Here is a 20,071-nt window from a genome sequence, read left to right on the forward strand (position 1 = left end):
GCCTATTTAAGTGATGTGCTGAAAAGGCTGCCGACGCATAAAGCGACCCAAATAGAAGAATTACTGCCACATCGCTGGAAATCCAACTCAAATTAAAAAATAGGCATGGGGTTCAGCGGACGCTTACCAAAAAGACTTCTTTCATAGGGTGAGTTTTGCAAAAAGTATCTCTTTCATAGGGTTTGTTTCTCAAAATCATAAATGGAGTGATTTCATCCCTATTTTGGTACAGCTACGTAAAGAATTTCTTGTTTTACGGCACCACATTAAAAAGACCATTAAAACCACACTCAAACATAGTCATATCAAGGTTTACGCCGTTTTTAACGAATACCTATCTTGTATCACTACGTAAAACAAATATCAGGTTTTGTTAGGTTCAAACATGCCGTAATCTTGCCGCCCAAATTTCAGGTTTTTATCAGATTTGATAAGTTATGCGAGTTTTACGGTTAGCAAAATTTCTGTATCATTAACTTAATTATTTAAATAAGAGTAAAATTATGAAAAATATAATATTAATTTCAGTGTTGCCATTACTCATGATTGGTTGCGGAAATCCTAATAGTGAGCCTACCTATGGCGATTATGGATTACCTAAGAATTGTCGAGCACTTATACAAGCAAATATTGATGGATGGCGTTCTAAGCAATATACAGTTGAAGAAGCCATGAATTCTATCGAACGTAACTGTGGTGCTAATGGAAAAAATTGGAACAATTAAAAAGCACTATTAAGTGTTTTCCTATTGATGTGTTACATCTATTTTTTAGATTCTAAACTACGAAGTTGTTCAGATATTTGAGCTGTTGTTTTATTAAACTCAGGATAGGCCAGCATTAATTTCATCAAATTTTCTTGGGTGAACTTTGAGGGGTCGTTATACATATCTAACAGTTCTTTCTTATAAAGACTTTCTTTTGCTTTCAGTTCTTGTTCTTGTTTTAAAGCTTCTTTATTAGCTTGCGCTGCCTTTATTCGCTCCCCTAATAAAATGCCTTGCTGAAGGCCATTAAAGCTAGTTTGCCCAGTATTAGGCACCTTGATAGTGTAATCATAAGGTTCAATACTATGGCTATATGTGCTTATTAAAAAAATGGAAAGTAAAAGTATTCTTTTCATAAATATACCCCTTTATCATTAAATGTAAGATTAGCATATTAGTTTTAAGCTGTGACTAGCTCTATATCATTCGTATGTGGTTTCTAAAGAAGATTTATAGAAGAAAACCCCACATGTATTTGGCAACAGTGAGGGTTTATTGGCATCTACCTTTAATCAAAATAGACCCATCATTTTCATGCCTGCAACTTGACCAATTGCACCAGTTACACCATTCCACATATCGGCGCTGGCTTGACCTTTCGCCAACGCTGCGCCTGCCTGAGCTGCACCACTCTGCTGATACAGGTTAGAAATATTGCTGGCTGTTTGCATACCTGCGTTACCTGTGCCTGCTGCTGCGTTCTGACCCAATGATGTTAACCCAGCATAATTTTGGTAACGCTGATTAATCATTTGGTTTAGCAACTGTGGTCTAAATTGAGCTAAAGCGGCTTGAGTGTTGCCACCACGCAAACCACCAGTAGCAGATGCATTTTGCAAAATGGCATTTTCGCCTTGTTGCAAATAGGTCTGCATTTCAGAGCTGTTGTTAATATTATTAATCGCTGCTTGCTGGGCTGCTGCGCCATTGATACCAAGCAAGTTTTGTTGACCAGTCAAGCCACTAAGACCTGCATCCGCATAAGGCTTTAAGATTTTTTGAACTGCATCAAACTGGCGACGCTGTTCTTCTACACCCATTTCAGAGGCTTCGATCTGGGCGTTTGCTGCTGCATTTGCTGATTTTCTTTGTGCTCTGGATGACAAAGCACCACCAACCACACTAGCACCCACCATACCTACTGCGAGTTTTGTTCCTATTGCTGCTGCTGCAATTGGCATAAGCATTCTCCTGTTTTTAAAATTACTTTTTAGTGATTAATAGCCTCTTTTTAGCTATTCAAAATTTTTAGTAAATTAGCCTTAATAGACTGCTATTTTTCACCAAAAATTTATTCTTAATTTTACCATGCTATTATTTAAATTAATTTAATAATTCAATAATTTATGTAAGTTTTTACGTACAAATTAGACATGATTTTTATACGTTTTTAAACTGATATTTTCATCAGAAAATAGGGTTCTAATTTCAGGTTTTATCAGGTTCAAAGGTTAAGTTTTGTGAGGTTCAAATACTTACTATCACTTACTTTCAAATAACAGGTTTTGACAGGTTTTTTATACTGGAAAAATTGTCAGGTTTTGTCAGGTTCATATTTCTATTTTTTGGATGGATACCAAAATTATGACCGTATACCCCATGTCCGTACTTTTGATCATTTTATATACGTGGACTATGTTACTACATCAAAAAAATGCTGTTACCACATCAAAACTTGCATATCTGATTTCCTGTTACCACATCAAAACGATATGCCTTATGCGATGTTTCGGCCAAATAAAAAATATAACTTCATGTCGATATTCTTAGCGAGTTATCTCAGTCGGATTGATCAGGTATAAATAATTATTGAGAGCGTAAATCGTGGCATAAGACCATGTAAATTTAAGGCATTAAAAAGGCCCACTATTGTGAGCCTTTCTTTTGCGTCATATCTTCATTCAATTTTTCTTTAACCCATCCACTAAAATCATTGAGCTTATTGGCATGAGTCAATAGATCGGCATCGTGTGGATTCTCAGTATTAAAGCTAACTAACTTTTGTTTGCGCTTTTTCTCATAGCGAGTTTTGGGCGTGTCGTTAGGCTTGTTCATGCACTGGCCTTTTGTTTGGCAGCTTCCCATTCAGCTTCGTATGCTTTTGCTTCTTTAGCATGGTTGCGGTGGCGCTCTTCCGCTAAATATTCATACATTTCTAGGTGAGTAACCATTTCAGAAAAATGATACTGGCTGACTTCTTTTCCACTTTCTGCCAGCTTATTTAACTTCATTACTTCTCTTCTGATATGGCTAATTGCTGTACACATCCAGTTCATATCTGATTCAGCTAATGAAGCTAGGTCGTGCATGTCGCCAGCACCATAAGTTTTAGGCTTGTTTGTCATTGTGTACCCCTCAGTAGATTATTTATCCATATATATCGTATATACGATTATATAGCAAGGGGGCTTTCATATCTTATGGACTGGCCCAAAGCGGAGACCACTCCCAACCGCACGTATAAAAAAATTTCTGTTTTGTTAAAAAGTTAACTTCTTGTTAACTGCTACGGCGTTCTAAATGTCAGGTTTTGTCAGGTTGTGAACTTAGTATTACTTAGTATTTATGCAGTCCATAACCATAGGTTTTGATAGGTTCTGACTAACATTTACTAACAGGTGCAGCGTTTTAAATAACAGGTTTTGACAGGTTATCAATGTTAAGTTTTGACAAGTCCGAGCAGTAAACAGAAAGTAGTATTTTGTAGTAGTCCAGACCATAACATTTGATAACAGGTACGGCGTTTTGCATGTGAGGTTTAAAGGCTTTTCATGTCAAAGAAAATGTCAAAGGTTTTTCAATTTAATACAGATACTTGGGTCATAAATTCAAAAAATAATGTCAAAGAAAATGTCAGGTTTTGTCAGGTTCAAAGCGTTTGAGCTTCAACACCCCGGGCATCTTTGAATATTAGGTTTTATAAGGTTTTGTATTTTTGAAACTGAAGTTTTCTGAAGTAGGACGGCGCAAAATTGCGTTGGCTAACCTGAGTTTTCCGTAGTAGTGATGAACTACGAAACTTTCGTACAGTCACACAGTATGGGTATGGTCAAAATGACCACCCCTAAAAACCTAGACCGATAGTGAAATTCCGCTATCGCTATGCCCATGTTCAAAAGTGAGTTTTGCACGTGACTATCAGGTACTCACAAAGATAACCCCAACATTGGGGGCATCTCTTAATTGCATTTAAAGTGTAGTAGCGGATCGGGAACATTTACCCCATTGGGGGATATGCTCAAATTTGAGCGCATCTAAACAACCTAGCTACTTAATCAACCACTTGGACGGCTAAGTTAATTTAGGATTACGTTATCGTTTCGGTAATCACCGAAACCCATGCAAGTGACCAGCTCAAAGATAGTTAGTGAGTATCTTAAAGATACTCACAAAGGACAGGATTCTAAATCTGATCCTACCTGAGCCGCCAATAAGGGGAGCAGCTTTAAAAGTGCCTAGTGATGACATAATCAGTCACCTATTAGTCACTATGCTTTAATTGAATTCATAAGTTATTAATTTATATTAAAAATATAATTTGAATTACATTCTGTATCGGAAAGTAATAAAACGATTGAGCTCCTCATTTCACCTATGGATAGATCCATCCAAAGCACGATGTTCGAAAACATCGTGCTTTTTTGCATCGCTTTAGCGTGGGGTTGAGCCAAAAATGATTTTAAAGATTGTTCTCAGCACATCTTTTATTTTCATCCCATAAAAAGGATTGATTGCTGCTCTTTTTGAAGCTGCTTCAACTTTGACTTTGAGTGTTGCATAGTCTGGAAATTGTTGCTGTTGCGAGGATTTTTCGACCGCTGACAAAATATCAATTAAAAAAGCACGATTGATTTTTGAACTTAATGGAATGGATTGATACCACTGTTTTTCAAAGCGACGATCTAAAAAGATATCGGGAATTTCGGGGCTAGTGGCATAAAACATGGCTTTGGTGCGCATACATTTACTGCATTGACCACAATTTTTTGGTCGAGCCCTATAGTCCACACAAATCGACAGGGTTTGTAAATCTAAGTCAGATTGGCTTAAAAATGCGGTTTTTTGTGATCGCGTGACATCATCGTCGAGGGTGATTAAGACCCCAGATCGGTTCTTCATCAATCGGTTGGATGCCGTATTTGAGCCATAGGGATGAACGAATAATTGTTGATCTAAACGGTAATCGGCTGAAATTCGATATTGCTGGTAATGTTCAAAAATCGAAGCGCAGGAAAACAGCGAAAAGATATGTGTGACATGCGAACCTTTAGGGTTACAGCCATATTTACTGTACAGCGTGTAAGCATCGGTTTTTACCACGCGACTTTGCTTAAAAACTTGGCTTCTAAAGTCATGGGTCTGATCCATTAAGGCCTGAAATTTTTCATGGTCATCAAATTTATAATCCATTCCATGCACAGTGAGACAATCAGAGTCTTGCCCATTTTCAAGAAAAGCTTTGTATGTACTATATGTGGAGTCAATTCCACCGCTAAAAAAGCTTAAATTTTGAGTGGTTTGGTTTGCCGGTGGTGTTTGGATAATCGATGCAGCACTGAGCATGACTGGTTGATATAAATCAGGTAACCAAGCGGCCCAGACAGTTGAAACCTCCCGTGCGGAGTGGAGGGTTTGTATTGAAATAGGTCCTTCTATATGCAGCGGGATGCCAAGGCGCATGGCAATGGGTAAAAAGCCCCAAACGATAAAATCATAAGTTTCTAATTGCGGTAAGGATTCAAAGGGTAAAATATAGTGAATATTCCCGTATTCGCTGCTGGCGATGATTTGATTTTCCGCAGTGTTAATTTGACATTGAATTTTTAGCATTTTTTAAATTATTGAATCACATCACACAAGATCTTAATTTAATTTGATTGATTTTTATAGGGTTTCTTAATTGTTTTTGGGTTTAAGAAGCACCTAATACAAGATGCTTCTTGAATACGATCCGTGGTTAATTGGTGTTCAGACTACGGTGCCAAAGCAATAAGCCGATACACAATAAACCTACGCCCATACAAAAACCTAAAACACCGACCATCAAGCCAAAATGATCAGATAAATAACCAGCCGCTATAATTGGAATAATGGTGCCTAGATATCCGATAAACAAATAGGTCGAGATCACAGCAGCACGGTTTTGATTGTTGGTCATTTGATGAACTAAGCCAAATGCGCCTAAAAGCCCCAGACCATGCCCTACACCGACTAAAACATCGCTAATAAAAAATAATGTGCTCCAATGTTGGGTCATACATAGCGCAAGGAGTGCATAGCTCAGTATTAACACCATTAAGCCGGCATTGACACATTTTGCAGAAGGTATCGATTTCGCCATAAATTGCACAATTGCAGAAACCAGCAAGATACTCGCAATGGCACTACCACTGACCAAAGGGCCATGCCATGGGATTGCATCTTTGACGAAAGAGGGTGCGAGTGATGCAAATAAGCTGAAGGAGCCAAAGGCACAAAAGGCAGTGAGTCCGGCGATATAAAATCGTGAATGATCATGCTTTTCAGGCAATTCCAAATGTGGTGCCACTGAAAAAGGCTGTGGCTCAAAATTCGGGGTGCGAATAAAAAACAACCCAATTAGACATGCCAAACCCCCAAAGATCACAGGGATATAAGGGGTGACTAAAGGCTGTTCCGAAAATTGGGCAATCACCCCACCAATAAATGGGCCAAGACCAAAACCAATCACGGTAATGATTGAACTCAGCTGCGGTGCATTATTTTTATGCTGTTCAGGAATGGTATAGACCAAGCCAAGCATGGCTGAGGTGCTAATTAAACCCGAGGCAATCCCGATAATAAAGCGCCTGATAGATAACCACAGTGCATTACTGGCAAACACTGATAAGCTTAAACCTAAGATGATGCACGCCATACCGATTTGCAGGGTTCTTAAAAAACCAAAACTGTTACTGGTACGACCTAAAAACAGCAAAGTCGCTAGGCAACCAAACATGTAGGCAACAAAGATATAGGTGATATGACTCGGCAGCAGTCCCCAAAGTTGTTGATAAATGGGATACAGAGGACTAGCTAGCGCTGTACCAATAGTGCCCATACAGAGTGCAAGGCTCACCATGATAAACGGTCGCCAAGAGGGAGATGTGGTCATTTTAAAGTCGCAGAGGTACAGCCAATAGAGTCAATATTGTGCTGCATGAGGAAGAAGGAAATATGGCCTCAGTTTAATGCCGATTGTTTTCCATGGTCAAATCGCAGTTGTAACTTTATCCATAGCGTTTAAGCAGTTTTACAAATTCTTCCAGTTCTGCTTCATTGATTTCAACATCTTGAGGCAATACATGATGGCGTAAATGTGCTTCGATTAATTCATTCATTAATCCATTTACAGCACCTTTGATAGCCGCAACCTGTTGTAAAACCTCGATACACCCTGCTTCGGGTTGCTGTAAAGCCAGTTCAACCGCATTGACCTGACCTTGTAGACGTTTAACCCGATTTAAAATCTTTTTGTCCTGATGTAAATGACTCAACACTTTCTCCCGAAAATAAATATACTATGGGGGAGTATATTTAAACATAGAACCTAATGAAAACTTCCCCATCCATCCGAATTCATCATCATCAATTTGATGAAGGTAATCCACTCGCACAAAAACGGATCTTAATTGCCACCATTTTAACGGCAGTCATGATGTTGTTAGAAGTCATTGGCGGATGGATTTTTAATTCGATGGCATTATTGGCAGATGGCTGGCATATGAGTTCACATATGTTGGCATTAGGCTTGGCCTATTTTGCCTATCGTGCGGCACGCCACTATGCCCAAGACGCTCGTTTTAGCTTTGGGACTTGGAAAATTGAAATTTTGGCAGGCTATAGCAGCGCGATATTATTGATGGTTGTTGCTGCATTTATGGCTTTTCATTCGGTGGAACGCTTATTCAACCCGGTCCAAATTCATTATAACGAAGCAATCCCTATTGCGATTTTAGGTCTGGTGGTGAACTTGATCTGTGCTTGGTTATTGCATGATGACCATCACCATCACCATCACCATCACCATCACCATCACCATCATGAGCATAGCCATGAGGAGCAGCATGATCATCATCACGATCTCAATCAGAAAGCAGCCTTCATGCATGTGGTTGCTGATGCGGTGACTTCGGTGTTGGCCATTGTGGCCTTATTTGCCGGAAAATGGATGGGCTGGGGATTTTTAGATGCGCTATTGGGGATTGTTGGTGCAGTGCTTGTCGGTAAGTGGGCCATTGGCTTGATGAAAGAAACAGGACAAACATTACTGGATGCGGAAATGGATCACCCTGTCGTTGATGAGATTCGAGAAGTTTTAATGCAATTGCCTGTCGACGTCGATGTAACTGATTTACATGTGTGGAAAGTGGGTAAAGGTCAGTTCTCGTGTATTGTAGCTTTAGAAACCAGTCAGGCATTGAGTGCCGATGAAGTCCGCCAAGCGCTGTCGATTCATGAAGAAATTGTGCATGTCTCTGTTGAAATTAATTCACCTGATGCAGCGTAATATGTTCCACGTGAAACGGCATGTAGCTATTGCGTAATGAACTGAAAAAAGCCCAAGACTTTCACGCGTTAAGGCTTAGAATGCTGAATCAATTAAATGTTGAAGTTCGGTCTATGTTGAAAAAAATATGTGCGTTGGCGTTAAGTACCATCCTTTCGACTTTTGCTTTGGCAGATGCGGCACACGTTCAAAAGCTCTTGGCGCAAAAGCACCCCAGTTTAAAAATTGAGAATATTCAAAGTACAGAAATGCCAGGCATATATAGTGGCTTTGTTGAAGATCAAGTTTTGTATTTGAGTGAAAATGCGGATTATGTGATTGCAGGTTCTATGATCCGTTTAAAAGATCAAAAAAATCTGACCAAACAATTGATCCTCAGTCAGCAAAAAACTGAGTGGAATAAACTACCATTACAAGATGCGATTAAAACTGTCAGGGGGAATGGGAAGCGCCAAATCGCGATCTTTTCTGACCCAAATTGCCCTTATTGTAAGAAACTTGAAGTAGAACTGGCAAAACTCAATGATGTGACCATTTATACTTTTGTCACAGCGATAAAACCGCAGTCGTTGGCGCCATCGAAGCAGATTTTTTGTGAGTCAAACCCTGCTATGGCCTGGGATAATTTAATCAATAAGGGAATTCAACCGAAGTCAGCGAAAAGTTGTGCAAACCCGATTGATCGAAATTTAATATTAGCTAAAAGCTTAAAACTAGGTGGTACACCGGGAATCGTCTTTGCCAACGGTTCGATCTTAACTGGTGCTTACCCTGCTGTTGAATTAGAATCGATGTTAAAAGAGATCAAATAATTTCAAGCTGTACGGTGAATAAAATATAAATAAAAAAATACCCGTCTACAGGCGGGTATTTTAATGGTGCTATAAAAATTAGACGCGGGTTTTTTTCGTTACAAGGTTATAGATAAACAACACGATGATCGCACCAATGACGGAAGCGATAAATCCTGCAGCAGAATTTTCTCCATACAGACCTAATAAACGTCCGCCATAGGTTGCAAGTAAGGAACCTGCTATCCCGAGAATGGTGGTCATGATGAAACCGGCTTTGTCATCTCCAGGATGGATCGCACGTGCAATTAAACCAGCAATAAAACCAACAACAATCGCAACAATGAGTGACCACATAGTAACTCTCCTTTTGTTATCATGTATTTGTTTTTTACGACATGTTTAATCTTTATCTTTAATCAAAACTGCGCTGAGCTATAGCCTAAACATGCAAAAAACTGTTGTTTTTTTGTTCAAAAAATAGCCCAAAAAATAAAAAAAAGTGGCCTTCGGCCACTCTTAAGTATCTGATCTTGCTTAGAGACCAATTTCGCCAATAAAAGGAATATGACGATATTTTTGATCATAGTCCAGACCATAACCCACGATAAATTTATCTTCAACTTCAAAACCTAAAAATTTTACATCGAGGTCAATTTCACGACGTGAAGGCTTGCTGACCAAAGTACAAAGCTCGATTGAGTTTGGATTACGCGTCTGTAAAATTTCTAAGACTTTGCTTAAGGTATTGCCTGAGTCAATAATATCTTCAACCACCAAGACATCTTTATCTTTAATGTCGCCGTCTAAATCTTTTAAGATTTTTACATCACGAGTAGATACTGTCCCACCGCCATAACTTGAAACGGTCATGAAATCGAGTTCATGCGGTTTTGAAATCGCGCGGCAAAGGTCAGCCATAAAAATAACGGAACCACGTAATAGACCGATTAACACCAACTCTTTGTCGCTGTTAGCATAGTGTGCATCAATTTTTGCGCCAAGCTCTTTCACTTTAGCTTGAATTTCTTCAGTGGAAATCAGTACGCTCATTTGAACAGACATGGGTAGATACCTAAAAAAGCAAATCAAAAAAATAAAAAAGGTGTTGACTTGCAACACCTCTAAAGATGAACCAATTTTAATACATCTGGCTCGCAGATGCATCTTTTTTGCCGTTGAAAATGTAATCAGTTTTTCTTGGAAGTGCTGTCACGCTTGAGTAAGCACAGACAAGCGACGGCAATCAGTCCAATTTTCAACGTTGTTTTTCCTCTCGGTCGAGCCGTTTTATGCTTTGACATAAGCACATTGTCCAAACACATAGGTGGCATGGATATTACGATCATCACCCATCAGCATGAGGGCAAATAAAGCATCTTCCAGATTTTTGGCACGTTGTTGACGTAGGGCTTGTAGCGCAGTGGCTTTTAAATCGAGCACCACAAAATCTGCTTCTTTGCCCAAATCAAAGTTTCCAAGTTTGTCCTGTAGGTCTAAGGCTTTTGCTCCACCTAAAGTGGCATGGTACAGCGCTTCAAATGCGGATAGTTTATCGCCTTGAAGTTGTTGAACTTTGTAGGCTTCATTGATGGTTTGTAGTTGGTTAAATGAGGTGCCTGCACCAATGTCTGTGCCTAAGCCGACTTTCACCTGTTTTTCCCATGTTTTCTTTAATGGAAATAAACCACTGCCTAAGAACAAATTCGAGGTTGGACAAAACGCAATGGCAGAGTTGGTCTGATGCATACAGTCCCATTCAGCATCTTCCAAATGCACACAGTGTGCAAACACGGAACGTGATCCGGTCAGACCATAATGATGATAAACGTCTAAATAGCCGTTTTGCTCAGGGAATAATGATTTGACCCACGCAATTTCATTTTTATTTTCACTCAAATGCGTATGTACATAAACATCAGGATACTCGGCTTTTAGCTCCCCTGCCCGTGCCAATTGTTCAGGCGTTGAGGTTGGGGCAAAGCGAGGCGTGATGGCATAAAGGTTACGGCCCTTGCCATGCCACTTTTCGATGAGTGCTTTGGAGTCGTTATAGCCACTCTCTGCAGTGTCACATAATGCTTCAGGTGCATGTCGATCCATCATCACTTTACCGGCAATTAAGCGCATCTGATGCTGTTCTGCAGCCTTAAATAAAGCATCGACCGATTGTGGATGAACGGTACAAAAAACCAAGGCTGTTGTGGTTCCGTTTTTGAGTAACTCGTTTACGAAGAACTGTGCAATTTGCTCTGCATAAGCCGGATCTTCAAATTGGATTTCGGTTGGGAAGGTATAAGTATCAAGCCATTCCAGCAGTTGTTCACCATAAGCCCCCATCATTTCCGTTTGTGGATAATGGATGTGGGTGTCGATGAAACCCGGAACAATCAATTGATCTGGATAATGCTGTACGTCAACCTGATCTGGGAGATGGTGTTGTCCCTCAGACCATGGACCGAACCATTGAATTTTTCCGGCTTGCGTAATCAGCAAACCATCTTCGAAATAGCGCACTTGGTCGTGAATTTCACGTGCTTGGGCAACTGTATTCTGAATATCTAGAAAGCGACCACGGATCGCTGTAGATGCGATAACAGAAGACATGACATACCTGCAGTTTAGAATTTTTTCGGTTGATTGTAGCCCAATTTGGTTCAAAATACCGTTAGAGTAATTGTGAAAATGTGTTCTAAAAAATAGAACAACTGTTTATGAGTGATTCTGTTTTTTTGTTCATTGTATTTGATTTGAATAATACAAAAGCATTGAGCTGTATACATTGCATCGATGAATGAATAAAGACCATGAGTCGCAACGCTTGCTATATTGATCTCAAGAGCGCCCTTTAAAAAACGATAATGAACCCTTTAGTGAACATGAGCTATTCAGACCAATTAAAGCATAACCTGCTTCAGCATCAAGGCATCATGCAGATTTTACATGCCCTGTATGCCATAGATACACAGGCTTATTTGGCTGCAGGCGTGGTTCGTAATTTGATTTGGTCACAGCGACATCAACAACTCTATGTACTGGAAGGCACAGAAGTGGATGTGATTTATTATGCGGAACATGATGATGGGACACAGGGTCAAAGAATTCAACAGCAGATACAGTTGAATTTTCCTCACATTCATTGGGATGTCACCAACCAAGCGACAGTACATCAGTGGTATCGTTTGGAAAATGGTGAGCCGATACAGGCGCTCAAGTCGATTGAGCATGCGCTATCTTTGTGGCCAGAAACTGCCACTGCCATCGCCGTTAAATTGGATGATCAACAACAAATACAGCTGATTGCTCCTTTGGGTTTAGATGATTTATTTGAGTTAAATGTCCGTTGGAACCCACGTTTAGTCAGTCAGGCGACTTTTTTGCAGCGTGTGCAGCAAAAACAATTTTTACAACGCTGGCCGAAACTCAAACTCTTGATGACGCCTGAAGCTTAGCTCATGGCTTTATTACAGAATAAAAAAGCCTTCTCGAAAGAAGGCTTTTAATCATCTAAGTGTTTTAAAGCATGGTTTCATTGTACTTCTTGCTGTGTCGGATCGATAACCACGCGGTGATGGTTAAGGTCACCACAATAAAGCCGAGTGAAATCCAAATTGGCATGTGGAACACATCAAGCAACAGCATCTTAGCGCCAATAAATACCAGGATAATGCCCAGACCATATGGTAAGTAATGCATTTTCGATGCAGCACCAGACAAAAGGAAGAACATGGCACGTAGACCCAAAATCGCCATCAAGTTTGCAGTCAGTACAATAAACGGGTCAGAGGTAACCGCAAAGATTGCTGGGATTGAGTCCACTGCAAAAATCACGTCCGATGCTTCAACCAAGATCAACACTAAAAAGAGCGGCGTTGCCCACAAGACACCATTTTGACGAACGAAGAATTTATCTTCATGCATTTGAGGGGTAATACGCATGTGTTTACGTAGCCACTTCAAAATTGCCATATCTTCGATATCTTTGTCGTCTTCGTCTGAACCCTTAAGGAATTTAAAGCCGGTATACACCAAGAACGCACCGAAGAAGTACAGCACCCAAGAGAATTCTTGAACGAACCATGCCCCAATAAAAATAAAGATGGTACGCAGCACAATTGCACCAAGGACACCGTAGAGTAACAGTTTACGCTGCAAAGCAGGTGGAATGGCAAAGGCAGCAAAGATCATGAGCCAGACAAAAACGTTATCAATTGCGAGTGATTTTTCGAGCAGATAACCAGCGAAATATTCCATGACTTTGGTGTTTGCAACAGCGACACCAGCGGTTTGCTGTAAGTAAAGCCACAGTGCACCACCGAATAAGGTAGCCACAGAGACCCATGCAATACTCCAATAGGCAGCGGTTTTGACTTTGATTTCTTGGCCTTTGTTATTTTTAAAGCCTAAAAAGTCGATGAGTAGCATGATGGTGACTAAACCGAAAAATGCCAGATATAGCCATAATGAGCCAATCGTTTCCATGTGTATTCTCCACATCTAACAACCAGCCATAAAAAAACCTCGACCAGTTGCCAGACGAAATAAAACGCCTGAGACAACATGATCAAGGTCTTGCCTACATCGTACTGTAATGATTTGCAGCAGCGATGCTCAGATACCGACTTTTTGCAAAGTGTAATGACGATATTCTGACACGTAAAACAAGGTTTACGTTTGGAGGAGGCTACTCCCCTTGTTCAAATTTTGTTTTGGACATTGTCCAAATATGCGGCAAAGCATGACAGTTTTTAGTTCAAAGTGCAATCGGCAATTTAAATCATTTAATGCGAGACAGGAGGATTAAAATCACCACGGTGTACCAACGCTAAAGCTAAAAGTGTGCCGATCACGGCGATGATTCCTCCGATCACGCCAATATAACTCAAACCGAAATGTATGCTGACCATGCTACCCAAGAGGGCACCACCGCCAATCCCGACGTTATACAGACCTGAATAAAGAGCCATGGCGACATCGGTGGCATCGGATGCGAGATGCAGCGTCTTTGACTGTAATGCGAGACTAAATCCAATGATACTCATGCCCCACAATAAGCACACCGCACTCACACCTGCAAAACTCAAAGAAACAGGAAACAACAGCAGCATCGATAAAGCCAGTGTGGCTGTACTCAAAGGAATCGCAACTTTGGGATATTTCCCACCAAATTTCCCAAAGAGATAAGAACCTAGAAAGCCTGCAGCACCAAAGATTAATAACAAGGCTGTGGTTTGCATGGAGCTAAATGCAGCAATGTTGAGCGAGAATGGTTCGATATAGCTATATGCGGTAAATTGCGCACTAATCACGATAATGGTTAATACAAAGACCATCATTAAGCTCGGACGGCGAATAAACTGTTTTAGGCTGCTCAGTGATCCAGAGTTCAAACTCGGCAGTATCGGCAGCGTTTTGGCTAAAATCAGGCAAACGATACTGGCGCCAATGCCAATCAGAGCAAAGGTATTTCGCCAACCATAGGCTTCTCCAACCATACGCCCAAACGGAATACCGAGAACCATCGCCAAAGCCGTGCCTGTGGCCAAAAGCCCCAAGGCTTGAAATTCTTTGCCTTTCGGTGCAACACGAACCGCCAGCGATGCAGTAATTGACCAAAAAAGTGCATGTGAGAAGGCAATGCCGATTCGACTGAGCAATAAAGTATTAAAGCTCCATGCGAAATACGACAGAATATGGCTGACAATAAACACCATAAATAAGCAAATCAGGAGTGAACGACGTTCAATATTTTTGGTCAATAACATGATCGGCAAAGAAATCGGCGCAACCACCCATGCATAGAGCGTAATCATGATACCGACATCGGTTGCGGCTAAGCTAAAGGTTTTGCCAATATCGCTGAGTAAAGCGACAGGTACAAATTCAGTGGTATTAAAAATAAATGCTGCGAAAGCCAAAGCAATCACAGCCGTCCAAGAGCCAGAAGAAGCCGTTTCGGAGGGAGAGGCAGACATGAGTGTCTTCAAATAAATAAAGTGGCTTATTTTACTATGCTCTATACACAAGCAGGAACCGATTTAAGCCCTGTGCATGCGGTTTAAATTAATACAAAAACAACAGAGTTGACCTGCATTACATGCCAATTTATAAAAAAATGGAGGAAATTTAAGATGTTTGTACAACAAGATGATGATCAAAAAAAAGGAGCTTTTTTTGTTGAGCAAGATGGGGACCGTTTGGCAGAGATGACTTACTCATGGGCAGGCGATGATAAATTTATTATTGATCATACCGATGTCAGTGACAGCTTGCGAGGACAAGGTGTTGGGCGACATCTCCTCGATGCAGCAGTGAATTTTGCTCGGGAAAAGAACGTGAAAATTATTCCGCTCTGCCCTTTTGCAAAATCTGTATTTGATAAAGATGAATCGATTCGTGATGTTCTACGCTAATACGCTAAATTGTATAGCGTGATGTGAATTAATCATTTGGATAAATAAAAACAGCCTGATCGTATTGCAATCAGGCTGTTTTATTTGAAATCTAGTTGTGAAGTTGAATTAAGATCGTGATTTATACAGCGATACAACCAAGCATGCTGCAGCAATCAGTAATACAAAGATGGCGATGATATAAAGGTCCATAATAAAAATATCCGGCAAATGTGATTTAATTGTTTTTTAATTAATGTGAAAGGTGTACGGATTTATTATCACCTACAGTTGAATATAGGTCGTTTAAGTTCTGTACCAATCACTTTCTCGTTTGTTACACGGTGTATTTTTTCATAAAAAGGAAGAAAAAACAGTGACTATGCAACATCAAGATAATGGTCAAAAAGGTGAATTTTTTCAGTTAAATGCTGAGGGTGTACGCCTTGCAGAAATGAGTTATCTATGGCGTGATGAACATACCATTGTGGCAAATCACACGTGGGTAGATGATTCCTTACGTGGGCAAGGGGTTGCTCGTGTACTATTGGATCATTTGGTGGAATTCGCTCGTGAGAAACACTTAATAATTATTCCAACCTGTTCTTATGTAGAGGTGATGTTTCGCCGAGACAAGACATTAGCCGATGTTCAAGCCTAAAAAAGCCCGCGATGCGGGCGTTTTATCAGTATGAAAATTTAAAAACTGCTTTGTGCTCAATTGAGCTTGAGTTTCAACACCGTTGATGGTGTTTTGACGATATGTGGCCACAATTGTAACAAAATCGAGCAGATCAATATTCCTAAAACCAAGCTTAAACACATGATATTTAATAAAGCAAAATCATTCAGCACAAAATAAATACTGCCAATGGTCATCATCATCAGTAAATAAATAAGATAGTGAGGAATCACGGTGCGCAGTGTTATTCCTAAAATAAATGAGCAAATAACGACATTAAAAAAATCTGAAACACCAAAATTATTCAGTATGATCAAGGCAGCAAAATATACACAAGTGATCGATAAAAAAATGAGTAAATTTTTAAGCATGGTCGGCCTCTTTATTCATCTTCAAATGGAAATAATTTCATTGTTTTAATATGTATAAGTTTAAAAAAATGAAGGTGATATCGGTATACGTGATCTTGGTTTTCTGTTGTAAGTTAAAAAGCACATTTGATTAAAAAATATACAAATATTTACTCATCCTGTAGAACTTTCTACGTTAAAATCGTGCAAATACTTTAAGAATAAACACAATGATACAACTCTGTTATGCCAGTACACGTGTAGAACAACAATTTGATTTAATACAAGATTTAAGTGATATTTTGGTGAGAGCCCGCAGCTTCAATACCGAACAGCGTATTTTTGGCGTGCTGTACTATGCCGAAGGCCGGTTCTTCCAATGCTTGCAAGGTGAGCAAGCGGCTCTCGAACAGCTTTTTCAGCATATTGCGAAAGATACTCGCCATCGGGATATTGTGCGTTATCCTGATCAAAATATTGATCAAATCGATTTTTCAAAATGGTCGATGAAATATGTCAACCGACATAGTGAAATTGCTAGTTTGTTTCAGCGCTTTGGACATTCAAGCTTTCAACCCGACGTGCTCAATCTAGAACAAATTCAGGCGTTTTTAACGACATTGTTAAGATTAGAGAATGTTGAACAGCCGGTTAAGCTGGATTTAGGCTATAAAAATCGAGGCTATCAGCATTATTTTTAAGCTGAGTGTGAATAAAAAAAAAGCCCGCGCAGCGGGCTTTTTTTATTTTATCTAGTGGGTTTAGGCTTTTAATGCACTGATCAACTTCTGATGTAAACCACCAAAACCGCCATTCGACATAATCACTACAGCATCGCCCTCGCCTGCCTCGCTTACGATGGTTTGGATGATGTCATCCAGTGAACGTGCCACGACAGCTTTATTCGCAGCAGCTTCAATCACGGGTTGTAGATCCCAATCCAAACCTTCAGGTTGATACCAAATCACTTCATCCGCTAAGCGTGCAGAATGTGCAAGGCCATCTTTATGGCTACCCATGCGCATGGTATTAGAACGTGGCTCGATCACCGCCCAAAGCTTACGTTGACCCAGACGCTTACGCGCACCTTCTAACGTGGTATCAATCGCCGTTGGGTGATGTGCAAAGTCATCATACACTTCAACGCCACGTACTGTGCCCAAAAGCTCCATACGACGTTTTACACCACCAAAGTTTGAAAGCGCTTCACACGCTGTTTCAATCGAAACACCGACATGTTCAGCTGCAGCAATGGTTGCCAAAGCATTGGCTACACTGTGTTGCCCAGTCATATTCCATTTGACTTCGCCTTTCACGACACCATGTTGCAGTACTTTGAAATGTGAACCATCAGCAGACAATTGCTCTGCATACAGCTCAGATTTGTCATTGGTATCTAAAGATGTACGCACTACAGGTGTCCAGCAGCCCATTTCCAAGACTTCATCAATATTTGTCTCTGTGATGGGCGCAATGATACGGCCTTCACTTGGAATAGTACGAACCAGATGATGGAATTGCTTTTGAATCGCCGCCAAGTCATCGAAGATATCGGCATGGTCAAATTCAAGGTTATTTAAAATTGCTGTTTTAGGATGGTAATGCACAAACTTAGAACGTTTATCGAAGAATGCGGAATCGTATTCATCGGCTTCTACACAGAAATATTGACCACCGCCTAAACGTGCACTTTCACTAAAGCCTAAAGGTACGCCGCCAATCAAGAAGCCTGGATTTAAACCTGCTTGATCGAGCACCCACGCCAGCATGGTTGTGGTTGTGGTTTTACCATGTGTGCCTGCAACACCTAACACATGTTTGCCTTGTAGGACGTGGTCTGCCAGGAACTGTGGGCCAGAAATATAAGGCAGGCCTTCGTTCAACATGTATTCCACAGCATCAATACCACGTTTCATAGCATTGCCGACAATCACGAGATCTGGATGTGGTTGAAGATGGCTACGGTCATAGCCTTGCATTAAGGTAATGCCTGCATTTTCCAATTGGGTAGACATTGGTGGGTAAACGTTTTGGTCTGAACCCGTGACCTTATGTCCTAAATCGCGCGCCAAGAGCGCCAATGAACCCATAAAGGTGCCACAAATACCCAAGATATGCAGATGCATTCGTTCTAACTCCACTGCTTTTACCGACACATCACTTTGTTATTGTGGTGTTGTCATTATAGATTTGGTTGAAAAAGTTAATTTCATTTGAGAGCAACCATAGCAAGGGTCTTAGCGAAAAGATAGATTTTTTTGTATGAGATCGTACAAAAAGATTGAGCTCGTAACTGATCAAATGTGTGTGATTTTCTTAATGATAAAAACACGGAAAATAGGCGCGAAATTGTGATGAAAAACGTACAATAAGCGCAATTTTTTGCGATCTTGATTGCTTATGTCACTTGCCCTGTTTTTATTGATTATTTCCAACTGTTTTATGACTTTGGCCTGGTATGGGCATTTGAAGTTTTTACATGATGCGCCGCTTTGGCAAGCGATTTTATTTGGATGGGCGATCGCGTTACTCGAATATAGTTTTATGATCCCAGCAACGCGATTGTTGGCCAAACATGGGTGGTCTTTGGGTCAAATGAAAATCACACAAGAAGTCGTGACGCTATTGGTCTTCGTTCCATTTATGATTTTCCTTTTTAAACAGCCCTTTAAATTGGACTATTTGTGGGCAGGTTTATGCCTTTTTGGGTGTGTCTATTTCGTGTTTCGCAGTGCTTAACTGATCCGATGCCGCATGGGTCCGATCATTTAAGTGAGGCGTGTTTGCAGGCATTTTTGAGGACTTTACTAAACTCACGGTCTCTTGGAGTGGGATCTTCATAGTCAAAGGCATAATCACTCTCACTGGTCAGTACAGTCATTTGACCGTCTGTTTCAAAGTTCATGAGTGCAAAAACATAGCTACACGATATTCTGAAATTGAATACATTTTATCACGGCCATCATCTGCTTTGTAATAGCCTGTCATCTTGACCGACTCACGTTCATCAATGATCGATTTGCCAGTGACTAAAAATTTTTCGTGGATGTAGTCATTACTCTTAATCTGGCTGTTATAGCCTTTTTGTTTCTGTAAGAGGTTAAATTCTATTTCAAATTGGCTGGTATTGAGTTGAACCAGTTGGGCAAAACTCTGAGAGCTTAAGGCTAAAGTGAGCAGGATGAAGATCTGTTTCATCTTTAAAGTGTCTTATAAATATTGATTTAATAAAAGTTTTTATAAAATTGAAAAAAATAAAAATAATTTTATAAAAATATTATGGAGTTTTCTCTTTAAAGACAACCGTTAAATTTTATCAAATGGAGCGTAAAACTCTGTCCTTCAGGTCAGAGATATAAGCGACACGACATGAAGTGTCGTTTGATTTAACTAAGGACTATTTTCCTTGAGTTTTGATTGTTAATATAAGTACTTGAAAACCCTTAAATTACGTATAAAAGACAAACATTGCAAGGTGTTAGACCAACTAGCATCAGAAGTGAACTTCGTCTGGAATTATGTCAATGATTTAGGGTTTAGGCATTTGAAGCGGAAAGGTGA

General features: G+C 40.1%; 24 protein-coding genes and 1 pseudogene. 10 read left to right on the plus strand and 15 right to left on the minus strand.

Features of this window, described 5'->3' with window-relative positions:
• On the plus strand, positions 1-96 hold a 96-nt coding region (locus FTU37_RS14355), incomplete at its 5' end, for a transposase domain-containing protein (RefSeq protein ID WP_143242124.1).
• Between the two features lie 407 nt (positions 97-503).
• The gene (locus FTU37_RS14360) at positions 504-725 is read left to right on the plus strand and encodes a kynureninase (protein ID WP_180124541.1); all 222 of its coding nucleotides are present in this window, start codon (positions 504-506) and stop codon (positions 723-725) included.
• A 38-nt stretch (positions 726-763) separates the two neighbouring features.
• Here the strand turns inward: FTU37_RS14360 and FTU37_RS14365 are convergent, their stop codons facing one another.
• From FTU37_RS14365 to FTU37_RS14395, 7 genes are all read right to left on the minus strand, one after another.
• Positions 764-1,123 carry a hypothetical protein gene (locus FTU37_RS14365; RefSeq protein ID WP_180124542.1) on the minus strand — a complete coding sequence of 120 codons (360 nt, stop codon included), beginning with the start codon at positions 1,121-1,123 and terminating at the stop codon, positions 764-766.
• Positions 1,124-1,279: 156 nt separating this feature from the next.
• Positions 1,280-1,948, minus strand: a complete 669-nt coding sequence (locus FTU37_RS14370; RefSeq protein ID WP_257225406.1) for a hypothetical protein — start codon at positions 1,946-1,948, stop codon at positions 1,280-1,282.
• A 685-nt stretch (positions 1,949-2,633) separates the two neighbouring features.
• On the minus strand, positions 2,634-2,822 hold the full coding sequence (locus FTU37_RS14375) for a hypothetical protein (protein WP_180124543.1): 189 nt from the start codon (positions 2,820-2,822) through the stop codon (positions 2,634-2,636).
• Positions 2,819-3,112, minus strand: coding sequence for a hypothetical protein (locus tag FTU37_RS14380; RefSeq protein WP_180124544.1), 294 nt, complete (start codon positions 3,110-3,112; stop codon positions 2,819-2,821). The genes FTU37_RS14375 and FTU37_RS14380 overlap by 4 nt, the downstream gene beginning before the upstream one ends.
• A gap of 1,306 nt (positions 3,113-4,418) precedes the next feature.
• On the minus strand, positions 4,419-5,597 hold the full coding sequence (locus tag FTU37_RS14385) for a hypothetical protein (protein WP_180124545.1): 1,179 nt from the start codon (positions 5,595-5,597) through the stop codon (positions 4,419-4,421).
• A gap of 127 nt (positions 5,598-5,724) precedes the next feature.
• Positions 5,725-6,867, minus strand: coding sequence for an MFS transporter (locus FTU37_RS14390; RefSeq protein ID WP_180124554.1), 1,143 nt, complete (start codon positions 6,865-6,867; stop codon positions 5,725-5,727).
• 148 nt (positions 6,868-7,015) lie between these two features.
• Positions 7,016-7,282, minus strand: coding sequence for a metal/formaldehyde-sensitive transcriptional repressor (locus FTU37_RS14395; protein WP_180009138.1), 267 nt, complete (start codon positions 7,280-7,282; stop codon positions 7,016-7,018).
• Positions 7,283-7,338: 56 nt separating this feature from the next.
• On the opposite strand from FTU37_RS14395, the gene dmeF reads away from it, so the two are divergent.
• Positions 7,339-8,295 (plus strand): CDF family Co(II)/Ni(II) efflux transporter DmeF, encoded by a 957-nt coding sequence (gene dmeF / locus FTU37_RS14400; RefSeq protein ID WP_180011576.1) that lies wholly within the window; start codon positions 7,339-7,341, stop codon positions 8,293-8,295.
• Positions 8,296-8,408: 113 nt separating this feature from the next.
• A complete protein-coding gene (locus tag FTU37_RS14405; protein ID WP_180124555.1) occupies positions 8,409-9,107 on the plus strand; it encodes a DsbC family protein in 699 nt (232 codons plus the stop codon).
• A 78-nt stretch (positions 9,108-9,185) separates the two neighbouring features.
• Here the strand turns inward: FTU37_RS14405 and FTU37_RS14410 are convergent, their stop codons facing one another.
• The 3 genes from FTU37_RS14410 to guaD form a co-directional block, all read right to left on the minus strand.
• Entirely contained in the window at positions 9,186-9,443 is a 258-nt protein-coding gene (locus FTU37_RS14410; RefSeq protein WP_078189516.1) for a GlsB/YeaQ/YmgE family stress response membrane protein, read from the minus strand.
• Positions 9,444-9,623: 180 nt separating this feature from the next.
• The gene (gene hpt, locus FTU37_RS14415) at positions 9,624-10,151 is read right to left on the minus strand and encodes a hypoxanthine phosphoribosyltransferase (RefSeq protein WP_078189517.1); all 528 of its coding nucleotides are present in this window, start codon (positions 10,149-10,151) and stop codon (positions 9,624-9,626) included.
• A gap of 225 nt (positions 10,152-10,376) precedes the next feature.
• Positions 10,377-11,693 (minus strand): guanine deaminase, encoded by a 1,317-nt coding sequence (gene guaD, locus FTU37_RS14420; RefSeq protein WP_180124546.1) that lies wholly within the window; start codon positions 11,691-11,693, stop codon positions 10,377-10,379.
• Positions 11,694-11,965: 272 nt separating this feature from the next.
• Between guaD and FTU37_RS14425 the strand changes: the two genes are divergently transcribed.
• Entirely contained in the window at positions 11,966-12,538 is a 573-nt protein-coding gene (locus tag FTU37_RS14425; protein ID WP_257225407.1) for a nucleotidyltransferase family protein, read from the plus strand.
• A gap of 64 nt (positions 12,539-12,602) precedes the next feature.
• Here the strand turns inward: FTU37_RS14425 and FTU37_RS14430 are convergent, their stop codons facing one another.
• Positions 12,603-13,568, minus strand: coding sequence for a TerC family protein (locus FTU37_RS14430; RefSeq protein WP_180022825.1), 966 nt, complete (start codon positions 13,566-13,568; stop codon positions 12,603-12,605).
• A 299-nt stretch (positions 13,569-13,867) separates the two neighbouring features.
• On the minus strand, positions 13,868-15,061 hold the full coding sequence (locus FTU37_RS14435; RefSeq protein ID WP_180124548.1) for a sugar transporter: 1,194 nt from the start codon (positions 15,059-15,061) through the stop codon (positions 13,868-13,870).
• Positions 15,062-15,193: 132 nt separating this feature from the next.
• On the opposite strand from FTU37_RS14435, the gene FTU37_RS14440 reads away from it, so the two are divergent.
• The 3 genes from FTU37_RS14440 (at position 15,194) to FTU37_RS14450 (ending at position 17,211) form a co-directional block, all read left to right on the plus strand.
• Positions 15,194-15,499, plus strand: a complete 306-nt coding sequence (locus tag FTU37_RS14440) for a GNAT family N-acetyltransferase (RefSeq protein WP_373684168.1) — start codon at positions 15,194-15,196, stop codon at positions 15,497-15,499.
• Between the two features lie 313 nt (positions 15,500-15,812).
• Entirely contained in the window at positions 15,813-16,139 is a 327-nt protein-coding gene (locus FTU37_RS14445; RefSeq protein WP_257225408.1) for a GNAT family N-acetyltransferase, read from the plus strand.
• Between the two features lie 601 nt (positions 16,140-16,740).
• Positions 16,741-17,211, plus strand: coding sequence for a BLUF domain-containing protein (locus FTU37_RS14450; RefSeq protein WP_180109492.1), 471 nt, complete (start codon positions 16,741-16,743; stop codon positions 17,209-17,211).
• A gap of 60 nt (positions 17,212-17,271) precedes the next feature.
• Here FTU37_RS14450 and mpl read toward each other — a convergent pair whose 3' ends face one another.
• Positions 17,272-18,636: a UDP-N-acetylmuramate:L-alanyl-gamma-D-glutamyl-meso-diaminopimelate ligase gene (mpl, locus tag FTU37_RS14455; RefSeq protein ID WP_180124550.1), complete on the minus strand. Its 1,365-nt coding sequence runs from the start codon at positions 18,634-18,636 to the stop codon at positions 17,272-17,274.
• A gap of 274 nt (positions 18,637-18,910) precedes the next feature.
• Between mpl and FTU37_RS14460 the strand changes: the two genes are divergently transcribed.
• Positions 18,911-19,249 carry a DMT family protein gene (locus FTU37_RS14460; RefSeq protein WP_078189529.1) on the plus strand — a complete coding sequence of 113 codons (339 nt, stop codon included), beginning with the start codon at positions 18,911-18,913 and terminating at the stop codon, positions 19,247-19,249.
• Positions 19,250-19,274: 25 nt separating this feature from the next.
• Here the strand turns inward: FTU37_RS14460 and FTU37_RS14465 are convergent, their stop codons facing one another.
• Together FTU37_RS14465 and FTU37_RS14470 are read right to left on the minus strand one after the other, a co-directional pair.
• Entirely contained in the window at positions 19,275-19,415 is a 141-nt protein-coding gene (locus tag FTU37_RS14465) for a hypothetical protein (protein WP_180124551.1), read from the minus strand.
• Positions 19,412-19,708 (minus strand): hypothetical protein, encoded by a 297-nt coding sequence (locus FTU37_RS14470; RefSeq protein WP_180124552.1) that lies wholly within the window; start codon positions 19,706-19,708, stop codon positions 19,412-19,414. Before FTU37_RS14470 ends, FTU37_RS14465 begins: the two co-directional genes overlap by 4 nt.
• Before the next feature lie 235 nt (positions 19,709-19,943).
• On the opposite strand from FTU37_RS14470, the pseudogene FTU37_RS16775 reads away from it, so the two are divergent.
• Positions 19,944-20,071: pseudogene (locus FTU37_RS16775) on the plus strand (RNA-guided endonuclease TnpB family protein); the annotation flags it as partial.

Origin of the sequence: Acinetobacter sp. YH12097 (assembly GCF_013419225.1) — a bacterium.
In the GTDB taxonomy this organism is placed as follows: Bacteria; Pseudomonadota; Gammaproteobacteria; order Pseudomonadales; family Moraxellaceae; genus Acinetobacter; species Acinetobacter amyesii.

What these genes read in the sequence shown, in the direction of transcription:
- FTU37_RS14360 (WP_180124541.1), top strand. Translation starts at nt 504, where the DNA reads ATGAAAAATATAATATTAATTTCAGTGTTGCCATTACTCATGATTGGT.
- FTU37_RS14365 (WP_180124542.1), bottom strand. Translation starts at nt 1,123, where the DNA reads ATGAAAAGAATACTTTTACTTTCCATTTTTTTAATAAGCACATATAGC.
- FTU37_RS14370 (WP_257225406.1), bottom strand. Translation starts at nt 1,948, where the DNA reads ATGCCAATTGCAGCAGCAGCAATAGGAACAAAACTCGCAGTAGGTATG.
- FTU37_RS14375 (WP_180124543.1), bottom strand. Translation starts at nt 2,822, where the DNA reads ATGAACAAGCCTAACGACACGCCCAAAACTCGCTATGAGAAAAAGCGC.
- FTU37_RS14380 (WP_180124544.1), bottom strand. Translation starts at nt 3,112, where the DNA reads ATGACAAACAAGCCTAAAACTTATGGTGCTGGCGACATGCACGACCTA.
- FTU37_RS14385 (WP_180124545.1), bottom strand. Translation starts at nt 5,597, where the DNA reads ATGCTAAAAATTCAATGTCAAATTAACACTGCGGAAAATCAAATCATC.
- FTU37_RS14390 (WP_180124554.1), bottom strand. Translation starts at nt 6,867, where the DNA reads ATGGTGAGCCTTGCACTCTGTATGGGCACTATTGGTACAGCGCTAGCT.
- dmeF (WP_180011576.1), top strand. Translation starts at nt 7,339, where the DNA reads ATGAAAACTTCCCCATCCATCCGAATTCATCATCATCAATTTGATGAA.
- FTU37_RS14405 (WP_180124555.1), top strand. Translation starts at nt 8,409, where the DNA reads ATGTTGAAAAAAATATGTGCGTTGGCGTTAAGTACCATCCTTTCGACT.
- FTU37_RS14410 (WP_078189516.1), bottom strand. Translation starts at nt 9,443, where the DNA reads ATGTGGTCACTCATTGTTGCGATTGTTGTTGGTTTTATTGCTGGTTTA.
- hpt (WP_078189517.1), bottom strand. Translation starts at nt 10,151, where the DNA reads ATGTCTGTTCAAATGAGCGTACTGATTTCCACTGAAGAAATTCAAGCT.
- guaD (WP_180124546.1), bottom strand. Translation starts at nt 11,693, where the DNA reads ATGTCTTCTGTTATCGCATCTACAGCGATCCGTGGTCGCTTTCTAGAT.
- FTU37_RS14425 (WP_257225407.1), top strand. Translation starts at nt 11,966, where the DNA reads ATGAGCTATTCAGACCAATTAAAGCATAACCTGCTTCAGCATCAAGGC.
- FTU37_RS14430 (WP_180022825.1), bottom strand. Translation starts at nt 13,568, where the DNA reads ATGGAAACGATTGGCTCATTATGGCTATATCTGGCATTTTTCGGTTTA.
- FTU37_RS14435 (WP_180124548.1), bottom strand. Translation starts at nt 15,061, where the DNA reads ATGTCTGCCTCTCCCTCCGAAACGGCTTCTTCTGGCTCTTGGACGGCT.
- FTU37_RS14450 (WP_180109492.1), top strand. Translation starts at nt 16,741, where the DNA reads ATGATACAACTCTGTTATGCCAGTACACGTGTAGAACAACAATTTGAT.
- mpl (WP_180124550.1), bottom strand. Translation starts at nt 18,636, where the DNA reads ATGCATCTGCATATCTTGGGTATTTGTGGCACCTTTATGGGTTCATTG.
- FTU37_RS14460 (WP_078189529.1), top strand. Translation starts at nt 18,911, where the DNA reads ATGTCACTTGCCCTGTTTTTATTGATTATTTCCAACTGTTTTATGACT.
- FTU37_RS14465 (WP_180124551.1), bottom strand. Translation starts at nt 19,415, where the DNA reads ATGAACTTTGAAACAGACGGTCAAATGACTGTACTGACCAGTGAGAGT.
- FTU37_RS14470 (WP_180124552.1), bottom strand. Translation starts at nt 19,708, where the DNA reads ATGAAACAGATCTTCATCCTGCTCACTTTAGCCTTAAGCTCTCAGAGT.